Origin of the sequence: Nitrincola alkalisediminis (assembly GCF_009821115.1) — a bacterium.
GTDB classification, from domain to species: Bacteria; Pseudomonadota; Gammaproteobacteria; order Pseudomonadales; family Balneatricaceae; genus Nitrincola; species Nitrincola alkalisediminis.
Map to the genome: position 1 here is coordinate 122,707 of NZ_VYTY01000005.1, position 18,032 is coordinate 140,738.

An 18,032-nucleotide genomic window follows, 5' to 3' on the forward strand; every position below is an offset into this window, starting at 1 on the left:
GGATAACACCATGACCCCCTATCAACCAAGGACGCTGCCTGATCCAGGTCAAGCCTTCCCGATTAAACTGTCAATTCGTGACTTCAATTTGAGCTTTGGCCAAACCCCAATTCTCAAATCGATTGATCTGGATGTGATTGCCAATCATGTTACCGCCCTGATCGGCCCTTCTGGCTGTGGCAAATCAACCTTACTGCGCAGCCTTAACCGCTTAAATGACTTATCAACAGAGTGTCGAGTGTCTGGCCAGATACATTTGGATAACCAGGATATCTACGCACCCAGTATGAATATTGCAGACTTAAGACGGCGTATTGGCATGGTTTTCCAGCTTCCAAACCCTTTCCCTAAATCCATTTACGAGAATGTCGCGTATGGATTGCGAATACAAGGCATCCGCAGCCGTCGCCGATTGGACACCGCCATTGAGCATGCCTTGACGCGTGCAGCCTTATGGGATGAAGTGAAAGATCGATTAAACACCAATGCCTATGAGCTCTCCGGAGGTCAACAACAACGATTGGTGATAGCCAGAGCCTTAGCTGTTGAACCTGAAGTTCTGCTGCTAGACGAGCCCGCATCCGCATTGGATCCAATTTCGACACTTAAAATTGAAGAGCTCATCACAGAATTGAAACATAATTACACTATAATCATAGTGACGCATAATATGCAGCAGGCTGCGCGCGTATCGGATTATACGGCTTATCTGCACCAAGGCACTCTCATTGAGTATGGCGAAACACAGCAGCTATTCACAAACCCTCGTAAACGAGCTACCGAAAACTACATTACAGGCCGATTTGTTGAATAACACGATGTGCGTTGACATCAAACAATAATAGGACAACATCATGTTCACAAGTAACGAAGGCTTTTCACGGCACATTTCACAACAATTCAATCATGAGTTGGAAAAAATACGAACTGAACTTTTAGCCATGGGCGGGATTGTTGAGCGGCAAGTCAGTGATGCGATTGAGGCACTGATCAACAATAACCTCGATATGGCTGAAGAGTCGCGACGCATGGATAAGCAAACCAATCAGATGGAACTGAGCATTGATGATCAGTGCACAAAAATGATCGCCACGCGCCAGCCCACGGCCAGTGATCTACGTTTAATTGTGTCAATTAGCCGCTCAGTGACTGACCTTGAACGCATGGGCGATGAAGCCAGCCGCATCTGTAAGCATGCGATCGAGATTGCACAAAGTGGCCCTTCTCCTAAAGGCTATCAAGAGGTTCGTCATATCGGTAAGCTCGTTTCGAGTATGGTCAAAGATGTTCTAACGGCTTTCGCACGCAGCGATCTGGAGTTGGCCTATAACGTGGCCAAACAAGACAGCAATGTGAACATGGAATACCGTACAGCGATGCGCTCCTTGGCCACGTATATGATGGAGGACCCGCGTTCAATCTCTGCCATTTTAAACGTTATGTGGGTACTCAGAAGTCTTGAGCGTATCGGTGATCATGCCCGAAACCTTTCCGAACACTTAATTTATCAAGTCAGCGGCATGGATGTACGTCACCAAAGCCTCATCAGCATTAAACGCTCATTACGCAACGAATCTCCAGACGATGAAATGGAGCTGAACGAAGATAATTAGCCGCTCAGAACGTATCCATTTGCACAAAAATGTTATACTGCCGACCCCATAACAACGGCTATGTGATGTTTTTGTGCACTATTCAGACATTCCACTTAACGGCTTTACACGATCCACTTGGCTCAGTGCAAAACGCAGACCTGCCCTGTCTAGCCACTGGCGCAATTGGCTGTGCGACAAGGGCTCATTAACTGAGGCCCTAATTCGCGCCAGTCACGGACAGTTTTCTGTTAAGCTTCTCTCTCAAAACCTAGCTATCCCCACAAAAGATGAAGCATCCGCCTTGGGCTTAAACCCAAAACAACGTGTTCTCATTCGTGAAGTCGAGCTCTTGGGTCACCAACAACCTTGGGTTTACGCGCGCTCAGTTGTTCCTGTCGCAACACTAAAACAGTGTCATCAGCGTCTGAATCGACTCGGCAGTCGCTCGTTAGGAACGATGCTGTTTACAGACCCAACCATCAAAAGAGGTGACATTGAGCTTTGCCACTTCTACGCCAATGGACAAGCCTACCCGAGCCGCCGCTCTGTGTTTTGGATCGCGGCACATCCGCTACTCGTCACCGAAATCTTCCTACCGCCGATGCAGCAAATTACCTATCACCCTAACGCTTAAGTGCTTTGTAAGATCGTTTAAACGTTTCTATTCTCAACTCTATCTATTACAATAAAGTCTAATTTAGATAAAGGAGTTATATCATGAAACTGAATGTCGGCGGAATTGATCGCATCCTACGAATTGTGATTGGCGCAGCGTTGGTCCTCGCAACCCTGTTCGGTGCACTGCCTATCTGGGGTTGGATCGGTATTGTACCCTTGTTGACGGGATTGGTCGGCTATTGCCCACTCTACCCACTTTTGGGAATTTGCACGAAAAAGTAAGACGTTATTTTGACTCAGCGCCTTAAGGCGTACAATAGCGCCTCTAAAAGGAGCTGAGTCATGAATGTTGCAAATAAAGTTTCCGTTTATATTCGTTTAATGCGTGCTGATCGACCTATCGGCACCTGGCTTCTGCTGTGGCCCACACTTTGGGCGCTCTGGATTGCATCGGAAGGCGTCCCCGCTCCCCATCTCCTCATTATTTTTATTTTGGGTGTATTTTTAACGCGATCGGCTGGCTGTGTCATTAATGACTATGCAGACCGGCATATCGATGGTCATGTTAAGCGCACCGCCAATCGCCCTTTAGCCACTGGCGAAGTCTCTGAGAAGGAAGCCATTTATTTGTTCATCGGCTTAATGCTGATTTCATTCTTTCTCGTTCTTTTTACCAACACCATGACGGTTTTAATGTCAGTGGTGGGCATCGCACTTGCATTCACCTATCCCTTTATGAAGCGCTACACGCATTTACCGCAGGTGGTGTTAGGCGCTGCATTTGGTTGGGCCATTCCTATGGCGTTTACCGCCGTCACTGAAAGTCTGCCAACCCTTGCGCTGTTGTTATATCTCGCAAAAGTGCTCTGGACCGTTGCCTATGACACTCAATACGCCATGGTGGATCGTGACGATGACCTGAAAATCGGCGTTAAATCCACCGCCATTTTGTTTGGTCAGCGCGATGTGCTCATCATTAGCCTTCTTCAATTGTCTGCTTTAGGATTGTTGGCATTTGTCGGCCTGCAGCTCTCTATGAGTGGCTGGTACTATGCGGGTCTACTGGGTGCCGCTGGCTTTTTTGTCTATCAATTTTTGCTGATTCGGCACAGGGAACGCGACCCGTGCTTTAAAGCCTTTTTAAATAATCACCTGGCCGAATTATCCGTTCTGATCGGGATTGTTCTGCATTATGCTGCCTAAACTTGGTTGTTTTCATAAAATAGATAATACTAAGGCCGTGATTGTCATATTTATGTAACAGAAACGTCTTGTAATAGGTATCTGGTTTTTAATGTTGAGGTTTTAGGGATGTCTGTTGCTAAACGGGTATTAATTGTTGATGACGAAGCGCCTATCCGCGAGATGATTGCTGTCGCACTTGAGATGGCTGGCTACGAATGCATAGAAGCTGAGAATGCTCAACAAGCGCATGCCGCTGTATTGGACCAAAAGCCGGATATGGTATTGCTGGACTGGATGATGCCAGGTACGAATGGAATCGATTTCGCGCGTCGTTTACGTCGTGACGAAGTAACGTCCAACATCCCGATTATTATGTTAACGGCCAAAGCCGAAGAAGATAATAAAATTCAAGGCCTTGAAGTCGGCGTTGATGACTACATCACCAAGCCCTTTTCACCGCGCGAATTAGTGGCTCGTCTAAAAACCGTCCTGCGCCGCACGACCCCAAAAGGCATTGAAGAGCCGGTTACCGTGGATGATTTAACACTTGATCCTATTTCTCACCGTGTTTTGTCCAGCAACTCACCCTTAGAACTGGGCCCAACAGAATTCCGTCTGTTGCAGTTCTTCATGACACACCAAGACAGGGCATACTCCCGTGGGCAGTTATTGGACATGGTTTGGGGTGGGAATGTTTACGTTGAGGAGCGCACGGTTGATGTGCACATTCGCCGCCTTCGCAAAGCACTGGGCGAACGACACGATTATTTAATTCAAACCGTGAGAGGAACAGGCTATCGGTTTTCAGCTCAACTGAGTTAGAGTTAACCTTCTACTTAGCATTGAACCAACCCGCTATGGACCCCCATATTTATGGTTATCTCCAAACCAAAATTGTTTGTTAGCCTATTCACTTTTTGTGTTGTCGGGGGTTTGGTTGGGTTCGTCACTGAGCACTTTCTGCTTGGCTTATTGCTGGGCTCGCTCTCGTGGAGCCTCTATCAGTTGCGACAGTTTCAGCGTTTATATGCCTGGGCCATCAAAACAGACAACAGTGAACCACCGGATCTGCCGTCCTCTTGGGGCGATTTATCCTATGCTCTGTATCGCTTACAACGCTCCAACAAGGAGCATGAAACAAAGCTCCTGTCGGTCATCAGACGCTTCCAACAATCCTCCGCTGCGTTAGAAGATGCCGTTGTCATTATTGATGCCAGAGACAAGTTAGAATGGTGGAATCGATCAGCTGAGCGCTTATTGGGCCTCAAACCCAAAATCGATAAGAAAAAGTCCATTCTCAACCTACTGCGCGACCCGCGCTTTATTCGTTATTACAAAAAACAAGAATACTCCGAACCCTTTGAGTTAATGTCACCCGTTCATCACCAGATGACATTGCAATATCACATTACTCGATTTGGTGAAGGTGACAGACTCCTCGTTGCACGTGATATCACCCGCCTTAAGCAGCTTGAGCAGACTCGCCAAACCTTTGTCGCGAATGCATCCCATGAGTTAAGAACCCCGCTAACGGTGATTCGAGGGTATCTTGAAACCTTCTTAGATCAAGAGTTACCCAAACCCATTATGCGTGGCTTAAGCCAAATGCAGCAACAAACCTTGCGCATGGAAAGTCTAGTCAGCGATTTGCTGTTACTGTCACGTTTAGAGTCAAGCCAACACGTGAAAGATGAGCAACCCGTTAACCTTCCTTCTCTTCTATATCGAATCAAGCGTGACGGCATATTACTCAGTGGTACAAAAGAACACATCCTGACACTCAACATTGCGTCAGATAAAGACCTGCTCGGACAACCGAACGAACTTCACAGCGCCTTTTCCAATTTGGTATTTAATGCCGTCAGGTACACGCCAGAAGGGTGTGAAATAAAGATAGAATGGCGAAGCGACGCATCCGGCGGGCACTTAAGTGTCATTGATAACGGGCGCGGTATTGAATCACACCATATTCCGCATCTCACCGAACGCTTTTACCGCGTTGATGAAGGGCGATCATCGGAAACAGGCGGCACTGGACTGGGTTTATCCATCGTCAAACATGTCTTGGCTCGGCATGGCGCCAAACTTGAAATCAAAAGCAAATTGGGTGTGGGCAGTGAGTTTATCTGCCATTTCCCTGTTGATATGCTCACCGACGTAGAAATTGAAGAGTCTGAAGTAGATAATAACATCAGTCACCACTGACTCAGTGGAGAGTTTTTAGCCAATATCTGTGGAGTACACCTGATGTTTGCAATCCGTGTTCATGCGTTCGAACCCGACAATTTAGTCTACGAAGAAACCGAGCAGCCAAAAGCAGGCCCTGGCGAAGTCTTAATTCGCAATCAAGCGGCTGGCGTCAACCCAATCGATTGGAAAACCTGCTCAGGTGGCGGCGCTTCTGGCTTCATTGAACAATTTCCTTTTATTCCTGGATGGGAATTTAGCGGTATTATTGAAGCCTGTGGTGAAGGAGTTGACACTTTTAACGTAGGAGACGCTGTTTTAGGGTTCGTTCGTTTTCCAACACCCGCCAGTACCTATGCCGAGTATTTAACAGCGCCAGCTGACCAAATCGCACTGCGTCCAGAAGGATTGGATGCCTTAACCGCTGGCGGTTTAGGCTTAGCGGGCTTAACAGCATGGCAAGCCTTATTCGACAAAGGCGAGCTAAAAACGGGACAAAAAGTGCTGGTTCTAGCGGGTGCGGGTGGAGTGGGTCATTTAGCTGTTCAATTAGCTGCCATCCATGAGGCGCAAGTCAGTGCAACCTGTTCAACGGCCAATATTGAGTTTCTTCAAAGCTTGGGTTGCCAAGAAGTGATTGACTACACACGTGCTGATATGCGTGATTATGCAGACACCTTTGATTTAATTATCGATGGTGTAGGCGGCGATACGGCCATCAATGCTTTGATTACGCTGAAACCCGGTGGACGCATGGTGACCTTACCTTCCGTCACAGCCGCTCAGGTTACCGCTGCGGCAGAAGGCACCGATGTCACCGTTGAGCCGATCCGTGTGGTGCCTAACCCACAACAACTGGCATCCCTTGCCAATTTAGTGGCCGACGGCAAGTTGATTTTAAAGCTGGCGAAGACCTTCCCCTTATCGGATGCCGCCGCCGCTCATAAACTGAGTGCAACAGGCAAAACCGTGGGTAAGATCCTGCTCAGTATTTCGGAATAAGACCTATTGGCTGCAGAACTGCTGCTTTTGACGCAGCAGCAATCTGCAGCCTTCGCCAGCAATATCCGCATCCCAACATCCGTAACGCGCCCAGTTCTTCTCTTCTTCGGTGGCTTTTTCATTGAACTCAGGGACATCTGCACAGAAGTTTTCGCTCGGTTGAGCCACTTCTAAACAGGCTTTTAACTGAATGCCCTGATTGACCGTGCAGGCGTAGGTCGAATCGGTGCAACTTGCATAGTCGCTGAGCGCGCGGGTCACACAAGTCTCTTGATCTGAGACGTCTCCGAGCGCTAGGCCCTTCGCTCGATACTGCTTAGCCTCTTCTGCTCGTGTTTCATTAAAAGACTCCAACCACTGTGGCGATTGTTGCCAAGCGATAAGTCCAATAGCAACTAGAAAAACAAGACTGAACAGAACAATTTTACGACGCATGAAAAGCTCGCTTTAAGACCGACGACGATACAGGCCTGCGATGGTGATCAGCAAACCCAAACAAGACAGCAACATTCCACCATTGACCAGCAACGGCTTGCGAGTCATCAATGGCACAAAGGGATGTTGTTGCGACGAGTCACAGACTGCTTTGACATAATTCCAAGAGCCTCCGCTGGCCAAACAATCGTCGACCCACATCAGCTCACGAAAAAATATAAACAGCAGAACAAGACCGGGAATAATCAGTAGACACAAACCAATTCTAAGCATTACTCGCTATCACTAATACCAATGTTACTAATACCCTGATTTTCAGCCAACGTCCGAAGACTTTGAATAAAGGCTTTATCAGGATGCTCCTGACTCAAAATGCGCTCGAACACCTCTTCTGTAAAGGCATCTTCGTCTTGCATGAGTTCATGCGTTGAAATAAAGCGCATCAGATCAACATCTGACATCTGAGTGTCCGCTTGATTCACTTCAATAAAGGTCGCGACGGACTCATGCGATAAGCTAATCACACTCAGCACCTCGGACGCATCTTCTTCCAATATGCAGGTCAGGGTTGAGTACAAGGCTACAATCGCATCATGGGCTGGCATGGCGCCATACATATCAAACTCATCTAAAGATGGAATGTTGCTATCAATATGATCCAATTGAACTTCAAAGTTCATTTTGGCGCCACCGGATAAGTGCTGCCAAACGCCATCCATGACGGTGCGAACCTTAGCGGTATCACCAAAATTCAATAATTTGGAGAAAAGCATGAAGTTCGGCAACATGCGTTCAGTAAACGCAGCCGACACTGCGGTCAGTTGCCAGGGTTTCAGCTGATTCAATTGCTTGATAAGAGTTTGACTATCGCCCATTGAGCGCTCCGCATAATTGGCTTGTGTTAAGTCTATTGTACGTGCTTGAGTCTCGGATCTGTAGCATCAATGGCTTTTTTCACGCATTTGTCGCAAACAAATACAGACGACAGTGTAAAACGCTTCGTTCAAGCCAACTTTCATTGCTATACTAAAGCCTTGAAACCAATTGCTCCGACAGGAACCAGAGTTGAACCCCTTCAATCTTCTTAAATCGATTGCAGAGTCGCGTGAAAAACTGCGTAAATCTGAGCAAAAAGTGGCTGACTATGTGTTAGCAAACCCCAATGACGTCATTCATATGCGAATTGTGGATTTAGCTTCTGAAGCCAACGTGAGCGAACCCACCGTTGTCCGTTTTTGTCGGGCACTCAACTATGATGGTTTTCAAGACTTTAAACTGACGTTAGCGCAAGGGTTGGCGAGCAACACCAGTTTTGAAAAATTCTCGTTAGACACCAAAGACACCGTTATCGAGTTCAAGCAAAAGATTTTTGACTCGATGATTGGCAACCTGATTAACATTCGCGAACAGCTTGATCCAGAAACCCTAGAAGAAGCCATCGATGCGCTCGCCAAAGCCAATCGTGTTGAGTTCTATGGGTTTGGTGCATCAGCACCCGTTTGCTCGGATGCTCAGCATAAGTTTTATCGACTGATGGTCTCGGCTGCCGCCTACTCCGACCCGCACATGCAAACCATTTCGGCGGTCACGCTGCGTCAAGGTGATGTGGTCGTTGCCATTTCACAAACCGGCCGCACGAAAGACTTGCTCCATACGGTGAAGTTAGTCAGAGAGACGGGCGCAACCGTGATTACTCTGTGTCCAGGCACCACTCCCTTAGCAGAGCTCGCCACGATTCCAATCCACGTTGACGTCGAAGAAGATAAAGATCTCAGCACCTTAATGTCGTCTCGTGTGGTGCATTTGGTCGTCATTGATATTTTAGCCGTGGGCGTGGCCATGAAGTTGGGCCCTAGCTTGTTTGACCATTTAAAGACCATCAAACGAAGCTTACGCAGTTTGCGGCAGAACGACCGTCTACTGCCGACACGTCGTCAAAACGATTTAACCGATTAAGCCATAAAACGTCATTATTCTGTCATTTTCCCTCTATATGATCAGTCCGTAGATCAAAAATTAACCGTTTGCAATTGATCTCAGCCCTAAAATCGGTTAATAATTGATCTGTGACAACCTTTGGAGCCGGGCGAGGCATCCTAGGCCGACGCCCGTGAGTCTGATAATTCAGATCGGAGTGGTCATTATGCTGATACGTAGTGAACAGGATCTATCGCCAATTCAAACGGAAGTATTCGACCTGCTGATTGGGTACGATGTTGAACAAACAAACATGCGTAAGAAGCTTGCTTCTAAACGCTTATTGGAGGCACGTCGAGCCATTGAAAAACGACGAGAAGAACTTGAACTTGCCGCCTTTACGGATCAAGAAAGCTGGTTTGAAGGTTAATTAAGTACTTTGAATTTGTGAGACAAGTGATTAAGGACTTGTCTCATATGTTTTAGGTTATCCATTTATCCAGCAACATATTTATAAACAGATCGGCAGAGGGGGCTACACTTGTTGACGTTCGTTTGACAACGCCAATGACTCTCTTTAAAGGTAAATCCGTAATATATCGAAACGTAAGCATATTACTTTCATTCACAGGTAAGGCAAGTCTCGGTACCACTGCAATACCTAACCCCATCTCGACCAATCCTAATGAGGTCGATAAGTGTTGGACCTCATAAAAACCATTAAGCTGAACGTTTCTCTCTACTAATGCTGTATTGAGCAGTATTCTATTACCGCTGTCTTTACTTACAGTAATCAATTTATAGGGTTCAAGGTCTTTCCACAAAATGGTTTTTTTTTCTGATAATGGATGATCTCTTCTGAGACAGAGTACAAAAGGGTCGTCAAGTAATGGCGTAAAACTGACCTCTGGGTACTGAGCAATTGCCATATTAATCCCAAAATCCGCATCCCCTCGAATCACACACTCTAGGCCTTCATTCGCACTTACATCCAAAATTTTAATTCTAATTCCTGGATATTTTTGGTTGAAGTTACTGATGACCGTTGGCAAAAAATAAAAAGCGGCTGTCGGTATACAGGCAATTGTCACCTTACCTTTTTGGTGACTGGCCATATCTTTAATACCTAACACAGATAGTTCAAAGTCTTCCAACATTCGACGTGCTTTAGGTAAAAACTCTCTGCCCGCAGGCGTTAGCCATGTTTTCCGAGTCGTTCGCTCAAATAAAGCTGTACCAAGTAACGACTCTAAGCGTTGCATACGTCGACTCAGAGCCGGTTGTGACAAGTGAACAAACTGAGCGGCTTCATGAAAATTACCACTATCAGCTATTCGAATAAATATGGCTAAGTCTTTGAATTCTATTTGATGCATTGATTATTATTGCAAAATTGTTATCAATTGCCGATTATATTTTCATTTGATGCAAAAATCAACTTTATGAAATTATGGCCGTGTAAACAACTAAACATCGAGCCACTAAAATGACTAAAACGATTTCATGTACTTTAATGAGAGGCGGTACTTCGAAAGGGCCAATCCTAAAGTTAGATGAGATGCCTAGCTCCATAGAGGAATGCGCGGATCTTTTACGGGAAATTATGGGTTCTGGGCATGAACTTCAAATTGATGGAATTGGTGGAGGCTACAGCTTAACGAGTAAAGTAGCGATGGTGGGACCCTCATCTGATGAAAATGCTGATGTTGATTATTTATTTGCACAGGTTGGCACGCGTGATTTAAAGGTAGACTTCTCACCGAATTGCGGGAATATGCTATCGGCCGTAGGTCCCTTTGCAATAGATAATGGCTTAGTAACACCACAAGATAATATCACCTGTGTTAGAATACGAAACCTAAACACAAATAAAATCATTCATGCAGACGTAAAGACAGCGAATGGCGAGGTTGTTTATACAGGTGACACATTTATCAGTGGCGTTCCTAACTCAGCGGCTCCTATTAAATTAACATTCTTTGATGTAGCGGGTGCTAAAACAGGGAAGCTTTTTCCAACAGGAAAATCAATCGATATTATTGATGGCGTTCCTGTGACATGTATCGATGCTGCAACACCTTGCATTATTATAAATGCAAAGGATGTTGAAAAAACAGGTTATGAGCAACCATCCGAACTAGACAACGATTTAATTTTCATGGAAAAACTAGAGTCCATTAGAATTCAAGCGGGTATTTTAATGGGCCTGGGAGATGTAACAGATAAAGTGATCCCTAAACCCGTCATCGTTGCTAAACCAAAAGATGGGGGCAATATTTGCGCACGGTACTTTGTACCAAACTCGTGTCATAAATCCTTAGCCGTCACGGGCAGTATTGCTATATCCACCTCGTATGCGATGGAAAATACTGTAAGCTCTAACTTAATTGAAAATAAAAATATAGGAGATGATAATGAGATAACCATTGAGCATCCTTCTGGAAAAATTGACCTATCCGTTAAAATTCGAGATGGAAAACCCGAATCTGTCAGTTTAATCAGAACGGCACGCAAAATTTTGACCGGAACAATTTACCTTCCATAATAACAGAAAAAACCAGGAAATCTAAAATGAAAAAAATAATTATAGCAGGCCTTGTTGCAACCTTTTCTTTAATAAGCTCACCTTCTTTTTCACAAGAGGTTCCCTCTAATATTGAGTGGACCATTCCCTTTGGAGTCGGAGGTGGCACCGATGTATGGGCCAGATTCATTTCACCTCACCTATCAAAGCAACTTGATACACCCACAACATTCATTATCAAAAATGTTCCAGGGGGTGGATCGATCACAGGTACGAACCTTTTTTATCAGAGAGCACGAGAAAACGGTAGTAATATCATTGGTATCTCCGCCTCCACCATTTTTCCGTTAATGTTGGGAGACTCTCGTGTCAGATACAGCTTTGATAAATGGACTCCTTTAATGGCGTCTCCAACAGGTGGCGTTGTTTATATTCAACCTGAATTCAATGTAACCTCTGCAGAGGACTTACATAAAATTCAAGATGTCGTTTTACCCTTTGCAGCTCAGGGCCCTACACAGCTTGAGCTCCCGGTCTTAATAGCGCTCGATATGCTCGGTCTTAATGTTCGCGCTGTATTTGGGATGACGAGCCGTGGTGAAGGTCGTTTAGCGTTTGAAAGAGGTGAGTCGAAAATTGATTTCCAAACTACATCCGCTTACATAAACTCCGTAGCTGGTTTAGTCAATGATGGCAAAGCCATTCCTTTATTTTCATTAGGTATTTTGGATGAGTCTGGAAAAACAATCAGAGACCCGGCTTTCCCAGACATTCCAACCTTTGAAGAGTTTTATACGTTAAGTAAAGGAGAGGAGCCTTCTGGCCTCCAATACGAAGCCTATAATAAATTTATGACGGCAGGTTTTGCGCTACAAAAAGCTATACTCATTCCCAGCAAAGCTCCTGAAAGTGTAAAAACTAAACTATTGGAAGCCTTAACAAAGATGGTTGAGGATCCTGACTTTAAAAATGATGCTATGGAGCAAATTGGTCCCTACGAAAATATTCTTGGGGAGCTTGCTGGAGCACATTTAGAACAAGCCATTGCAATGACGCCTGAGTTACATTCCTGGGTTAAAGATTGGTTAAAGTCTAAGTACAATGTAACGATTGAATAACTATTATAAAAAACCGGGAGCACTATAACTCATGATTGATTTAGTAGACGCACTCGGCCAAATATTAACTTTCGCCCATTTTAGCCATTTGCTAATGGGCGTTGTTATTGGCCTTATTGTTGGAATCATTCCAGGTCTTGGCGGTATTGCTGGGATGTCACTGCTTTTACCCTTCTTATACGGCATGGATCCTAGTGTCGGCTTAGGTATGTTGATGGGGTTAATTGCTGTGATCCCAACAGGGGATACATTTGCATCTGTTCTGATGGGAATTCCCGGCTCTAGTGCATCACAAGCGACCGTTATGGATGGTTTCCCTCTTGCGAAAAAAGGCATGGCCGCTCGCGCTTTATCCGCGGCTTTCACCTCATCCTTGCTGGGAGGCCTTGTCGGCGCTCTAATACTCAGCATTTTTATCGTGGTCGCACGACCACTTGTCCTTGCGTTCTCATCAGCCGAACTCTTTATGCTAACTCTGCTGGGGTTAAGTGTCGTCGCCACCTTATCGGGTGGCAATATTTTTAAAGGCTTAGCCGCCTGCGGTATTGGGCTCTTAATTGGAACCATCGGTTCAGCGCCAGCAACAGGTGAGTTTCGAATGACGATGGGGATTGATTACCTATATGATGGCATCCCCCTCGTAATCATTGGATTAGGTATTTTTGCTCTACCCGAAATCATCGACTTACTGATCAAGAACAAGTCTATATCCAGTAAATCTGTGTCATTAGGACAAGGCTGGATTACAGGGATAAAAGATGTATTTTCCAATCTACCATTGGTCGGTAAATGCTCTGTTTTTGGTAGCTTAGTCGGAGCTATACCCGGCTTAGCAGGCTCTGTAGTCGATTGGATGACCTACGGGTTCGCAAAACAATCAAGTAAAGATAACTCTCAATTTGGTCATGGCGACATCCGTGGCGTCATTGCACCTGAGTCAGCCAACAATGCCTGCGCCAGTGGCAGCATGATTCCAACAATTCTATTTGGCGTTCCGGGTTCAGGTACAGCGGCGGTATTTTTAGGGGGGATGCTGTTACTCGGTATTCAGCCTGGGATTTCGATGGTCGATGCTAATCTTAGCCTTACCTATACCATCGTATGGTCTCTTGCGTTAGCCAATATACTCGGGGCGCTGCTCTGCTTAACCATGGCCTCGCCTGTTTCGATGCTAACGCGCATCCCATTCAGTAATATGGCACCTATTCTGCTGTCAATCATACTGTTTGCAGCTTATCAGGCTACAAATAATGTGGCTGACTTAGTTGTACTCTGTGTCATTGGCGCGATTGGTATTCTGATGAAACTCTCCGGTTGGTCAAGACCTGCGTTTCTAATCGGTTTTGTACTGGCACCGGGTGCAGAAAACTATTTTTTCCAGAGTATTCAGTTTCATGGATTTAACTGGATTGATAGGCCTGGCGTTCTCATTATTGGCTCTTTAATTCTGATTAGTTTTCTATTGCCGATTATCAAAAAAATACGCTCTAAAAAAGATACAACGTCTATTCCTACAGAAAAAGAAAAAGTTGAAGTGTTGGATATCATGATTATCATGTTAACCATTGCATTTTGTGCATTTTCATTTTTTAGCATCTACGAGAGCACTAAGCTGACTAAAGCATTTCCTCTTGTCGCGTTATCAATCACGGTAATTTCGATTATCGGAATTTTTGCCTCTTGCAAACTTTCATTGATGGGTAGTGAGTCTAAGATGTACTTTAAAAAGGAAATTATCTACATTACGGCCTTCTTATTTGTATCTTTAGCTTACTATTACATTGGGTTTATCGCCTCATCAATTATCTTTATAGCGCTATTTTTACATTATCTTTCCGAAGTTAAAGCTAAAAAGATCATATTGATTGTTGTCGGTTTCGTAGCTTTTTTAACAGTCATGAAGATACAAATGAATGTTTATTATCCAGAAGGGATAATAGATCCATATTTGTACAAGATATTGCTTATTAATTAGTCCTATATACTCTCATGAGTTCAAAAAGGGTGTGAGTGCATCCGTGCTCACGCCCTTTTATCGTTTGCAGGAGAGGAATGTATCATCCCCAACACACAGACTGATCAAAATGAATACTGTCCTGTGCAATCGTCCGTAGTTGCTGGATCAAGAGACGCGAGTCATCTCGCCGCCATTGAAACGCATAGGATAAGGGTCTTAACTTTGGAAAGTGCTGCAGTCTGATCAAATCGCCACGCCGAATCAAAGACTCAGCCCAAGCAGAAGGTAAAAATCCAACGGCCAACCCCTGTTGAATCATGCCCGCTAAAGCACCTAAATTTTCACAGAAAAGGTGTTGAGCAGGCGTCACTTGATACTGCGTTAACCAGTCATCTAAAATGCGCACGGTGCCTGCTCCTCTTGGCAAGGTTACTAAGCGCTCACTCACTAACGACTCAGGACGCATCTCACTCTCCTGATCCTTGCGTGTTGCGGCCATCACCCACTCGAAATTGGCCTCACCTATAATGTACGAGGCAATGACACTTCGCGTGGAAGGACCGGCAATGATCGCAAAATCTAACTCCCCTGCTTCAAGCTCCTCCTCAAGTTGCTGACCCACGGCTACCGTGGTTTCAACACGAAGATCTGGATGTCGCTGCTGAATCCTTGCAATCATCTTGGGTAGCCAGGTTAAAGACGTCAATTCACCAACGCCAAAACGGCAGCGACCGGATAAGGTAATTGCTTTGGTCGCCTGTTGTTGGAACTGATCAGCACTGCGCAAGACATTGAGGGCGTAGGGCAATAGCTCCTTACCAAAGGGGGTCAGGACCGCATGACGGGCTGAACGGGAAAATAGCTCTGCATTTAACAAGCCCTCTAGCTCAGAAATTCGCTTGGATAAAGATGACACCGATATATTCAAGCGCGTGGCAGCCACCGAAAAGTTGTTGCAAGACGCTGCCCAATAAAAGGCTTCCAGCTGTTTAAACGTCATATGCACCTTTACTGTTGAATAAAATCGAAATAATAGCATCGATATTATTCGCTTTTTAAACAATTTTACATTTCGTAGACTGATGCTCATATCTTTACACCAGTTCTTATTTAGATCGCTTTTTATTTAGATCGCTTGGGAGATTTAGGCATGCCACGTTCCTTACACGAGTTCTTATCACTGCAGGATTTTGAAGCTGCTGCCAAACGCCAGCTGCCAAAACCACTGTACGGATACGTTTCAGGCGCTGTTGAAGACAATCAGTCCTTACATGCCAATCGCCATTCGTTTGCACAGTACGCTTTCAAACCCCGGTTTTTAGTCGATGTGTCTAAACGTGACACGTCAATGGAGTTGTTTGGCACGCGCTACACGACACCGGTCGGAATTGCCCCTATGGGGATTGCAGCCTTAACCAGCTATCGAGGCGATGTTGTCCTTGCTGAAGCGGCGAAGGCCGCGGGCGCGCTCTGTATCATGAGTGGGTCTTCACTTATTCGTCTTGAGGAGGTTATGGAAGCCGCACCTGGAACCTGGTTCCAAGCCTATTTACCCGGTCACCAAGAACAGATTGATGCCTTAATTCAACGCGTCGCACAGGCCAAGGTTAAAACACTGGTGATTACCGTGGATATGCCCGTTGCCGCCAATCGCGAAAACAATATTCGCTCAGGCTTTTCCACACCTCTGCGCCCTTCTCTATCGCTCGCTTGGCAAGGTATTAGCCACCCTCGTTGGTTGATTAATACTTTTTTTCAAACCTTGATACGCCATGGCATGCCGCATTTTGAAAATAATTACGCCACACGTGGTGCACCAATTATGTCTCGCAATGTGTTAAGGGACTTTTCAGACCGCGGCCATTTAACCTGGGATCACATCACTCAAATTCGTCAACAGTGGCGAGGTGAGCTGGTGATCAAGGGTATTCTGCATGTTGAGGATGCCCTGAAAGCACAACAGATAGGCGTTGATGGCATTATTCTGTCCAATCACGGTGGACGACAACTGGATGGCAGTATCGCTCCCTTGGACGTATTGCCCGAGATTGCGGCGGCTACGCAGAGGATGGAGATACTGCTCGACAGCGGTGTGCGACGCGGGACGGATGCACTCAAAGCCATCGCGCTGGGTGCTAAGGGTGTCTTAATTGGACGACCCTTTAATTATGCGGCCACCATTGCCGGACACGCTGGCGTCGCGCATGCGCTTAAACTCATTATGGACGAAGTAGATCGGGATATGGGCTTACTAGGCGTCACAGACTTGGCTCAACTCTCCAAAGAGTATCTTGCTCGACGGGAGCACTACTGAATAGAGATCATTTAATGCAGAACCTACACCTTACTGAGACATTAATACCTTGAAACTCATACGTTATATTTATTCTCGGTTAACCGAAGATTTATTACTTCTGTCTCTGATGATCGGTTTTGTGGTGTTAATCGCCATGATGCCCGGCTACCTAAAAGACTTACCTCAACTGGTCGAGTGGAATACGATTGCAATACTGGTGGGGTTAATCGTTTTAAGTCGAGGCCTTGAAGACAGCGGTGCGCTCACCCGCGCAGGGTTGTTTTTGCTCACTCACATGCATACGGAGCGAAAGTTAGCGGTCGCCATCGTCATTTTTTCGGCTTTATTGTCAGCGGTCATAACCAATGATGTTGCGCTGTTCATTGTTGTTCCACTCACGCTTGGGCTTAATCGAGTTGCCAAAATACCAGTCGGAAAGTTAGTCATTTTCGAGGCATTGGCCGTCAATGCAGGTTCAGCCGCGAGCCCCATCGGTAATCCACAAAATCTGTACCTTTGGCAACTCAGCAATGACAGTTTTATGTCCTTTTTAACCATGATGCTGCCCATTTCTCTGTGGATGTTATTGGTTGTTCTGCTACTTGCGATATTTGCTTTTAAAAATGAACGCGTTGAGTTAGATGGTTGCCACACAAGCGCTCCCCTGTTATTGCCACTCTTTTACCTCTCCTTGCTCAGCTACCCTATCTTTCTGATCTTGGTCGAGTGGAACTATGTGATGATTGGTGTCAGCGCAGTGTTGATTGTTTTTTTAACAGGCTGGCGCAAGATTTTATGGAGCGTGGACTGGCAGATTATTCTCATCTTTATTTTGATGTTTATTGTGCTAGGTCTACTCGCCAAATTGCCTATCATGGCCGTGGTCGCACAATATCTTATTGACCTCCCTGGGCATGAGATCACAGCAGCAATTATTCTCTCACAGATGATTTCAAACGTACCCGCAACCCTTTTCTTGTCTGAATTTACTCAGGATGGATACAAGCTGGCTTGGGGCGCTAATGTTGGGGGATTTGGGCTTGCCATAGGTTCTCTAGCGAATCTCATCGCACTGCGCTTAAGCAAGCAAAAAGGCCTGGGGTTACACTTCCATGTTTGGTCAATTCCAGTGTTATTGCTCAGCTCTTTGGGAGCATTTTTTTTAGCACCATGGTTTTTTTAATGAATCAGTATCGAT

Annotated in this window: 20 protein-coding genes; 15 read left to right on the forward strand and 5 right to left on the reverse strand. The window is 45.5% G+C overall.

The window, feature by feature from the left end; genetic code table 11:
- The first annotated feature begins 10 nt into the window (after window positions 1-10).
- The 8 genes from pstB (at window position 11) to F5971_RS09615 (ending at window position 6,587) form a co-directional block, all read left to right on the forward strand.
- Window positions 11-814, forward strand: a complete 804-nt coding sequence (gene pstB, locus F5971_RS09580; RefSeq protein ID WP_051514608.1) for a phosphate ABC transporter ATP-binding protein PstB — start codon at window positions 11-13, stop codon at window positions 812-814.
- Window positions 815-854: 40 nt separating this feature from the next.
- Complete coding sequence (gene phoU, locus F5971_RS09585; RefSeq protein ID WP_036513479.1) at window positions 855-1,613, forward strand: phosphate signaling complex protein PhoU; 759 nt, start codon at window positions 855-857, stop codon at window positions 1,611-1,613.
- Window positions 1,614-1,686: 73 nt separating this feature from the next.
- Window positions 1,687-2,229, forward strand: a complete 543-nt coding sequence (locus F5971_RS09590) for a chorismate--pyruvate lyase family protein (protein WP_051514599.1) — start codon at window positions 1,687-1,689, stop codon at window positions 2,227-2,229.
- A gap of 83 nt (window positions 2,230-2,312) precedes the next feature.
- Window positions 2,313-2,495 carry a YgaP family membrane protein gene (locus F5971_RS09595; protein ID WP_193494843.1) on the forward strand — a complete coding sequence of 61 codons (183 nt, stop codon included), beginning with the start codon at window positions 2,313-2,315 and terminating at the stop codon, window positions 2,493-2,495.
- A 60-nt stretch (window positions 2,496-2,555) separates the two neighbouring features.
- Window positions 2,556-3,416 carry a 4-hydroxybenzoate octaprenyltransferase gene (gene ubiA / locus F5971_RS09600; RefSeq protein WP_036513474.1) on the forward strand — a complete coding sequence of 287 codons (861 nt, stop codon included), beginning with the start codon at window positions 2,556-2,558 and terminating at the stop codon, window positions 3,414-3,416.
- A gap of 108 nt (window positions 3,417-3,524) precedes the next feature.
- The gene (gene phoB / locus F5971_RS09605; RefSeq protein WP_036513471.1) at window positions 3,525-4,220 is read left to right on the forward strand and encodes a phosphate regulon transcriptional regulator PhoB; all 696 of its coding nucleotides are present in this window, start codon (window positions 3,525-3,527) and stop codon (window positions 4,218-4,220) included.
- 51 nt (window positions 4,221-4,271) lie between these two features.
- Window positions 4,272-5,603 (forward strand): phosphate regulon sensor histidine kinase PhoR, encoded by a 1,332-nt coding sequence (phoR, locus tag F5971_RS09610; protein ID WP_036513468.1) that lies wholly within the window; start codon window positions 4,272-4,274, stop codon window positions 5,601-5,603.
- A gap of 42 nt (window positions 5,604-5,645) precedes the next feature.
- Window positions 5,646-6,587 (forward strand): NADP-dependent oxidoreductase, encoded by a 942-nt coding sequence (locus tag F5971_RS09615; RefSeq protein WP_193494844.1) that lies wholly within the window; start codon window positions 5,646-5,648, stop codon window positions 6,585-6,587.
- Between the two features lie 3 nt (window positions 6,588-6,590).
- Here F5971_RS09615 and F5971_RS09620 read toward each other — a convergent pair whose 3' ends face one another.
- From F5971_RS09620 to F5971_RS09630, 3 genes are read right to left on the reverse strand one after another with little or no spacing between them, the layout of a single operon-like run.
- Window positions 6,591-7,022: a hypothetical protein gene (locus tag F5971_RS09620; RefSeq protein WP_193494845.1), complete on the reverse strand. Its 432-nt coding sequence runs from the start codon at window positions 7,020-7,022 to the stop codon at window positions 6,591-6,593.
- Window positions 7,023-7,034: 12 nt separating this feature from the next.
- Window positions 7,035-7,295 carry a hypothetical protein gene (locus F5971_RS09625; RefSeq protein ID WP_036513458.1) on the reverse strand — a complete coding sequence of 87 codons (261 nt, stop codon included), beginning with the start codon at window positions 7,293-7,295 and terminating at the stop codon, window positions 7,035-7,037.
- Window positions 7,295-7,897, reverse strand: coding sequence for a YjaG family protein (locus F5971_RS09630; RefSeq protein ID WP_036513455.1), 603 nt, complete (start codon window positions 7,895-7,897; stop codon window positions 7,295-7,297). Before F5971_RS09630 ends, F5971_RS09625 begins: the two co-directional genes overlap by 1 nt.
- A 190-nt stretch (window positions 7,898-8,087) precedes the next feature.
- Between F5971_RS09630 and hexR the strand changes: the two genes are divergently transcribed.
- Together hexR and F5971_RS09640 are read left to right on the forward strand one after the other, a co-directional pair.
- The gene (gene hexR / locus F5971_RS09635; RefSeq protein ID WP_036513452.1) at window positions 8,088-8,978 is read left to right on the forward strand and encodes a transcriptional regulator HexR; all 891 of its coding nucleotides are present in this window, start codon (window positions 8,088-8,090) and stop codon (window positions 8,976-8,978) included.
- Window positions 8,979-9,165: 187 nt separating this feature from the next.
- Window positions 9,166-9,369, forward strand: coding sequence for a PA3496 family putative envelope integrity protein (locus F5971_RS09640; protein ID WP_193494846.1), 204 nt, complete (start codon window positions 9,166-9,168; stop codon window positions 9,367-9,369).
- A gap of 52 nt (window positions 9,370-9,421) precedes the next feature.
- On the opposite strand, the gene F5971_RS09645 is transcribed toward F5971_RS09640, so the two are convergent.
- Entirely contained in the window at window positions 9,422-10,315 is an 894-nt protein-coding gene (locus tag F5971_RS09645; protein WP_193494847.1) for a LysR family transcriptional regulator, read from the reverse strand.
- Window positions 10,316-10,425: 110 nt separating this feature from the next.
- Here F5971_RS09645 and F5971_RS09650 point away from each other — a divergent pair, with 110 nt between their 5' ends.
- Genes F5971_RS09650 through F5971_RS09660 form a run of 3 tightly spaced genes read left to right on the forward strand, consistent with a single transcriptional unit; the run spans window position 10,426 to window position 14,556 of the window.
- The gene (locus tag F5971_RS09650; RefSeq protein WP_193494848.1) at window positions 10,426-11,484 is read left to right on the forward strand and encodes a 4-oxalomesaconate tautomerase; all 1,059 of its coding nucleotides are present in this window, start codon (window positions 10,426-10,428) and stop codon (window positions 11,482-11,484) included.
- Window positions 11,485-11,510: 26 nt separating this feature from the next.
- Window positions 11,511-12,581, forward strand: a complete 1,071-nt coding sequence (locus F5971_RS09655) for a type 2 periplasmic-binding domain-containing protein (protein ID WP_193494849.1) — start codon at window positions 11,511-11,513, stop codon at window positions 12,579-12,581.
- Window positions 12,582-12,612: 31 nt separating this feature from the next.
- Window positions 12,613-14,556 (forward strand): tripartite tricarboxylate transporter permease, encoded by a 1,944-nt coding sequence (locus F5971_RS09660; protein ID WP_193494850.1) that lies wholly within the window; start codon window positions 12,613-12,615, stop codon window positions 14,554-14,556.
- Window positions 14,557-14,638: 82 nt separating this feature from the next.
- On the opposite strand, the gene F5971_RS09665 is transcribed toward F5971_RS09660, so the two are convergent.
- Complete coding sequence (locus F5971_RS09665) at window positions 14,639-15,538, reverse strand: LysR family transcriptional regulator (protein ID WP_193494851.1); 900 nt, start codon at window positions 15,536-15,538, stop codon at window positions 14,639-14,641.
- A gap of 150 nt (window positions 15,539-15,688) precedes the next feature.
- Here F5971_RS09665 and F5971_RS09670 point away from each other — a divergent pair, with 150 nt between their 5' ends.
- Together F5971_RS09670 and F5971_RS09675 are read left to right on the forward strand one after the other, a co-directional pair.
- Window positions 15,689-16,852: an alpha-hydroxy acid oxidase gene (locus tag F5971_RS09670; RefSeq protein ID WP_193494852.1), complete on the forward strand. Its 1,164-nt coding sequence runs from the start codon at window positions 15,689-15,691 to the stop codon at window positions 16,850-16,852.
- A 49-nt stretch (window positions 16,853-16,901) separates the two neighbouring features.
- A complete protein-coding gene (locus F5971_RS09675) occupies window positions 16,902-18,017 on the forward strand; it encodes an SLC13 family permease (protein ID WP_246187787.1) in 1,116 nt (371 codons plus the stop codon).
- Window positions 18,018-18,032 lie beyond the last annotated feature (15 nt).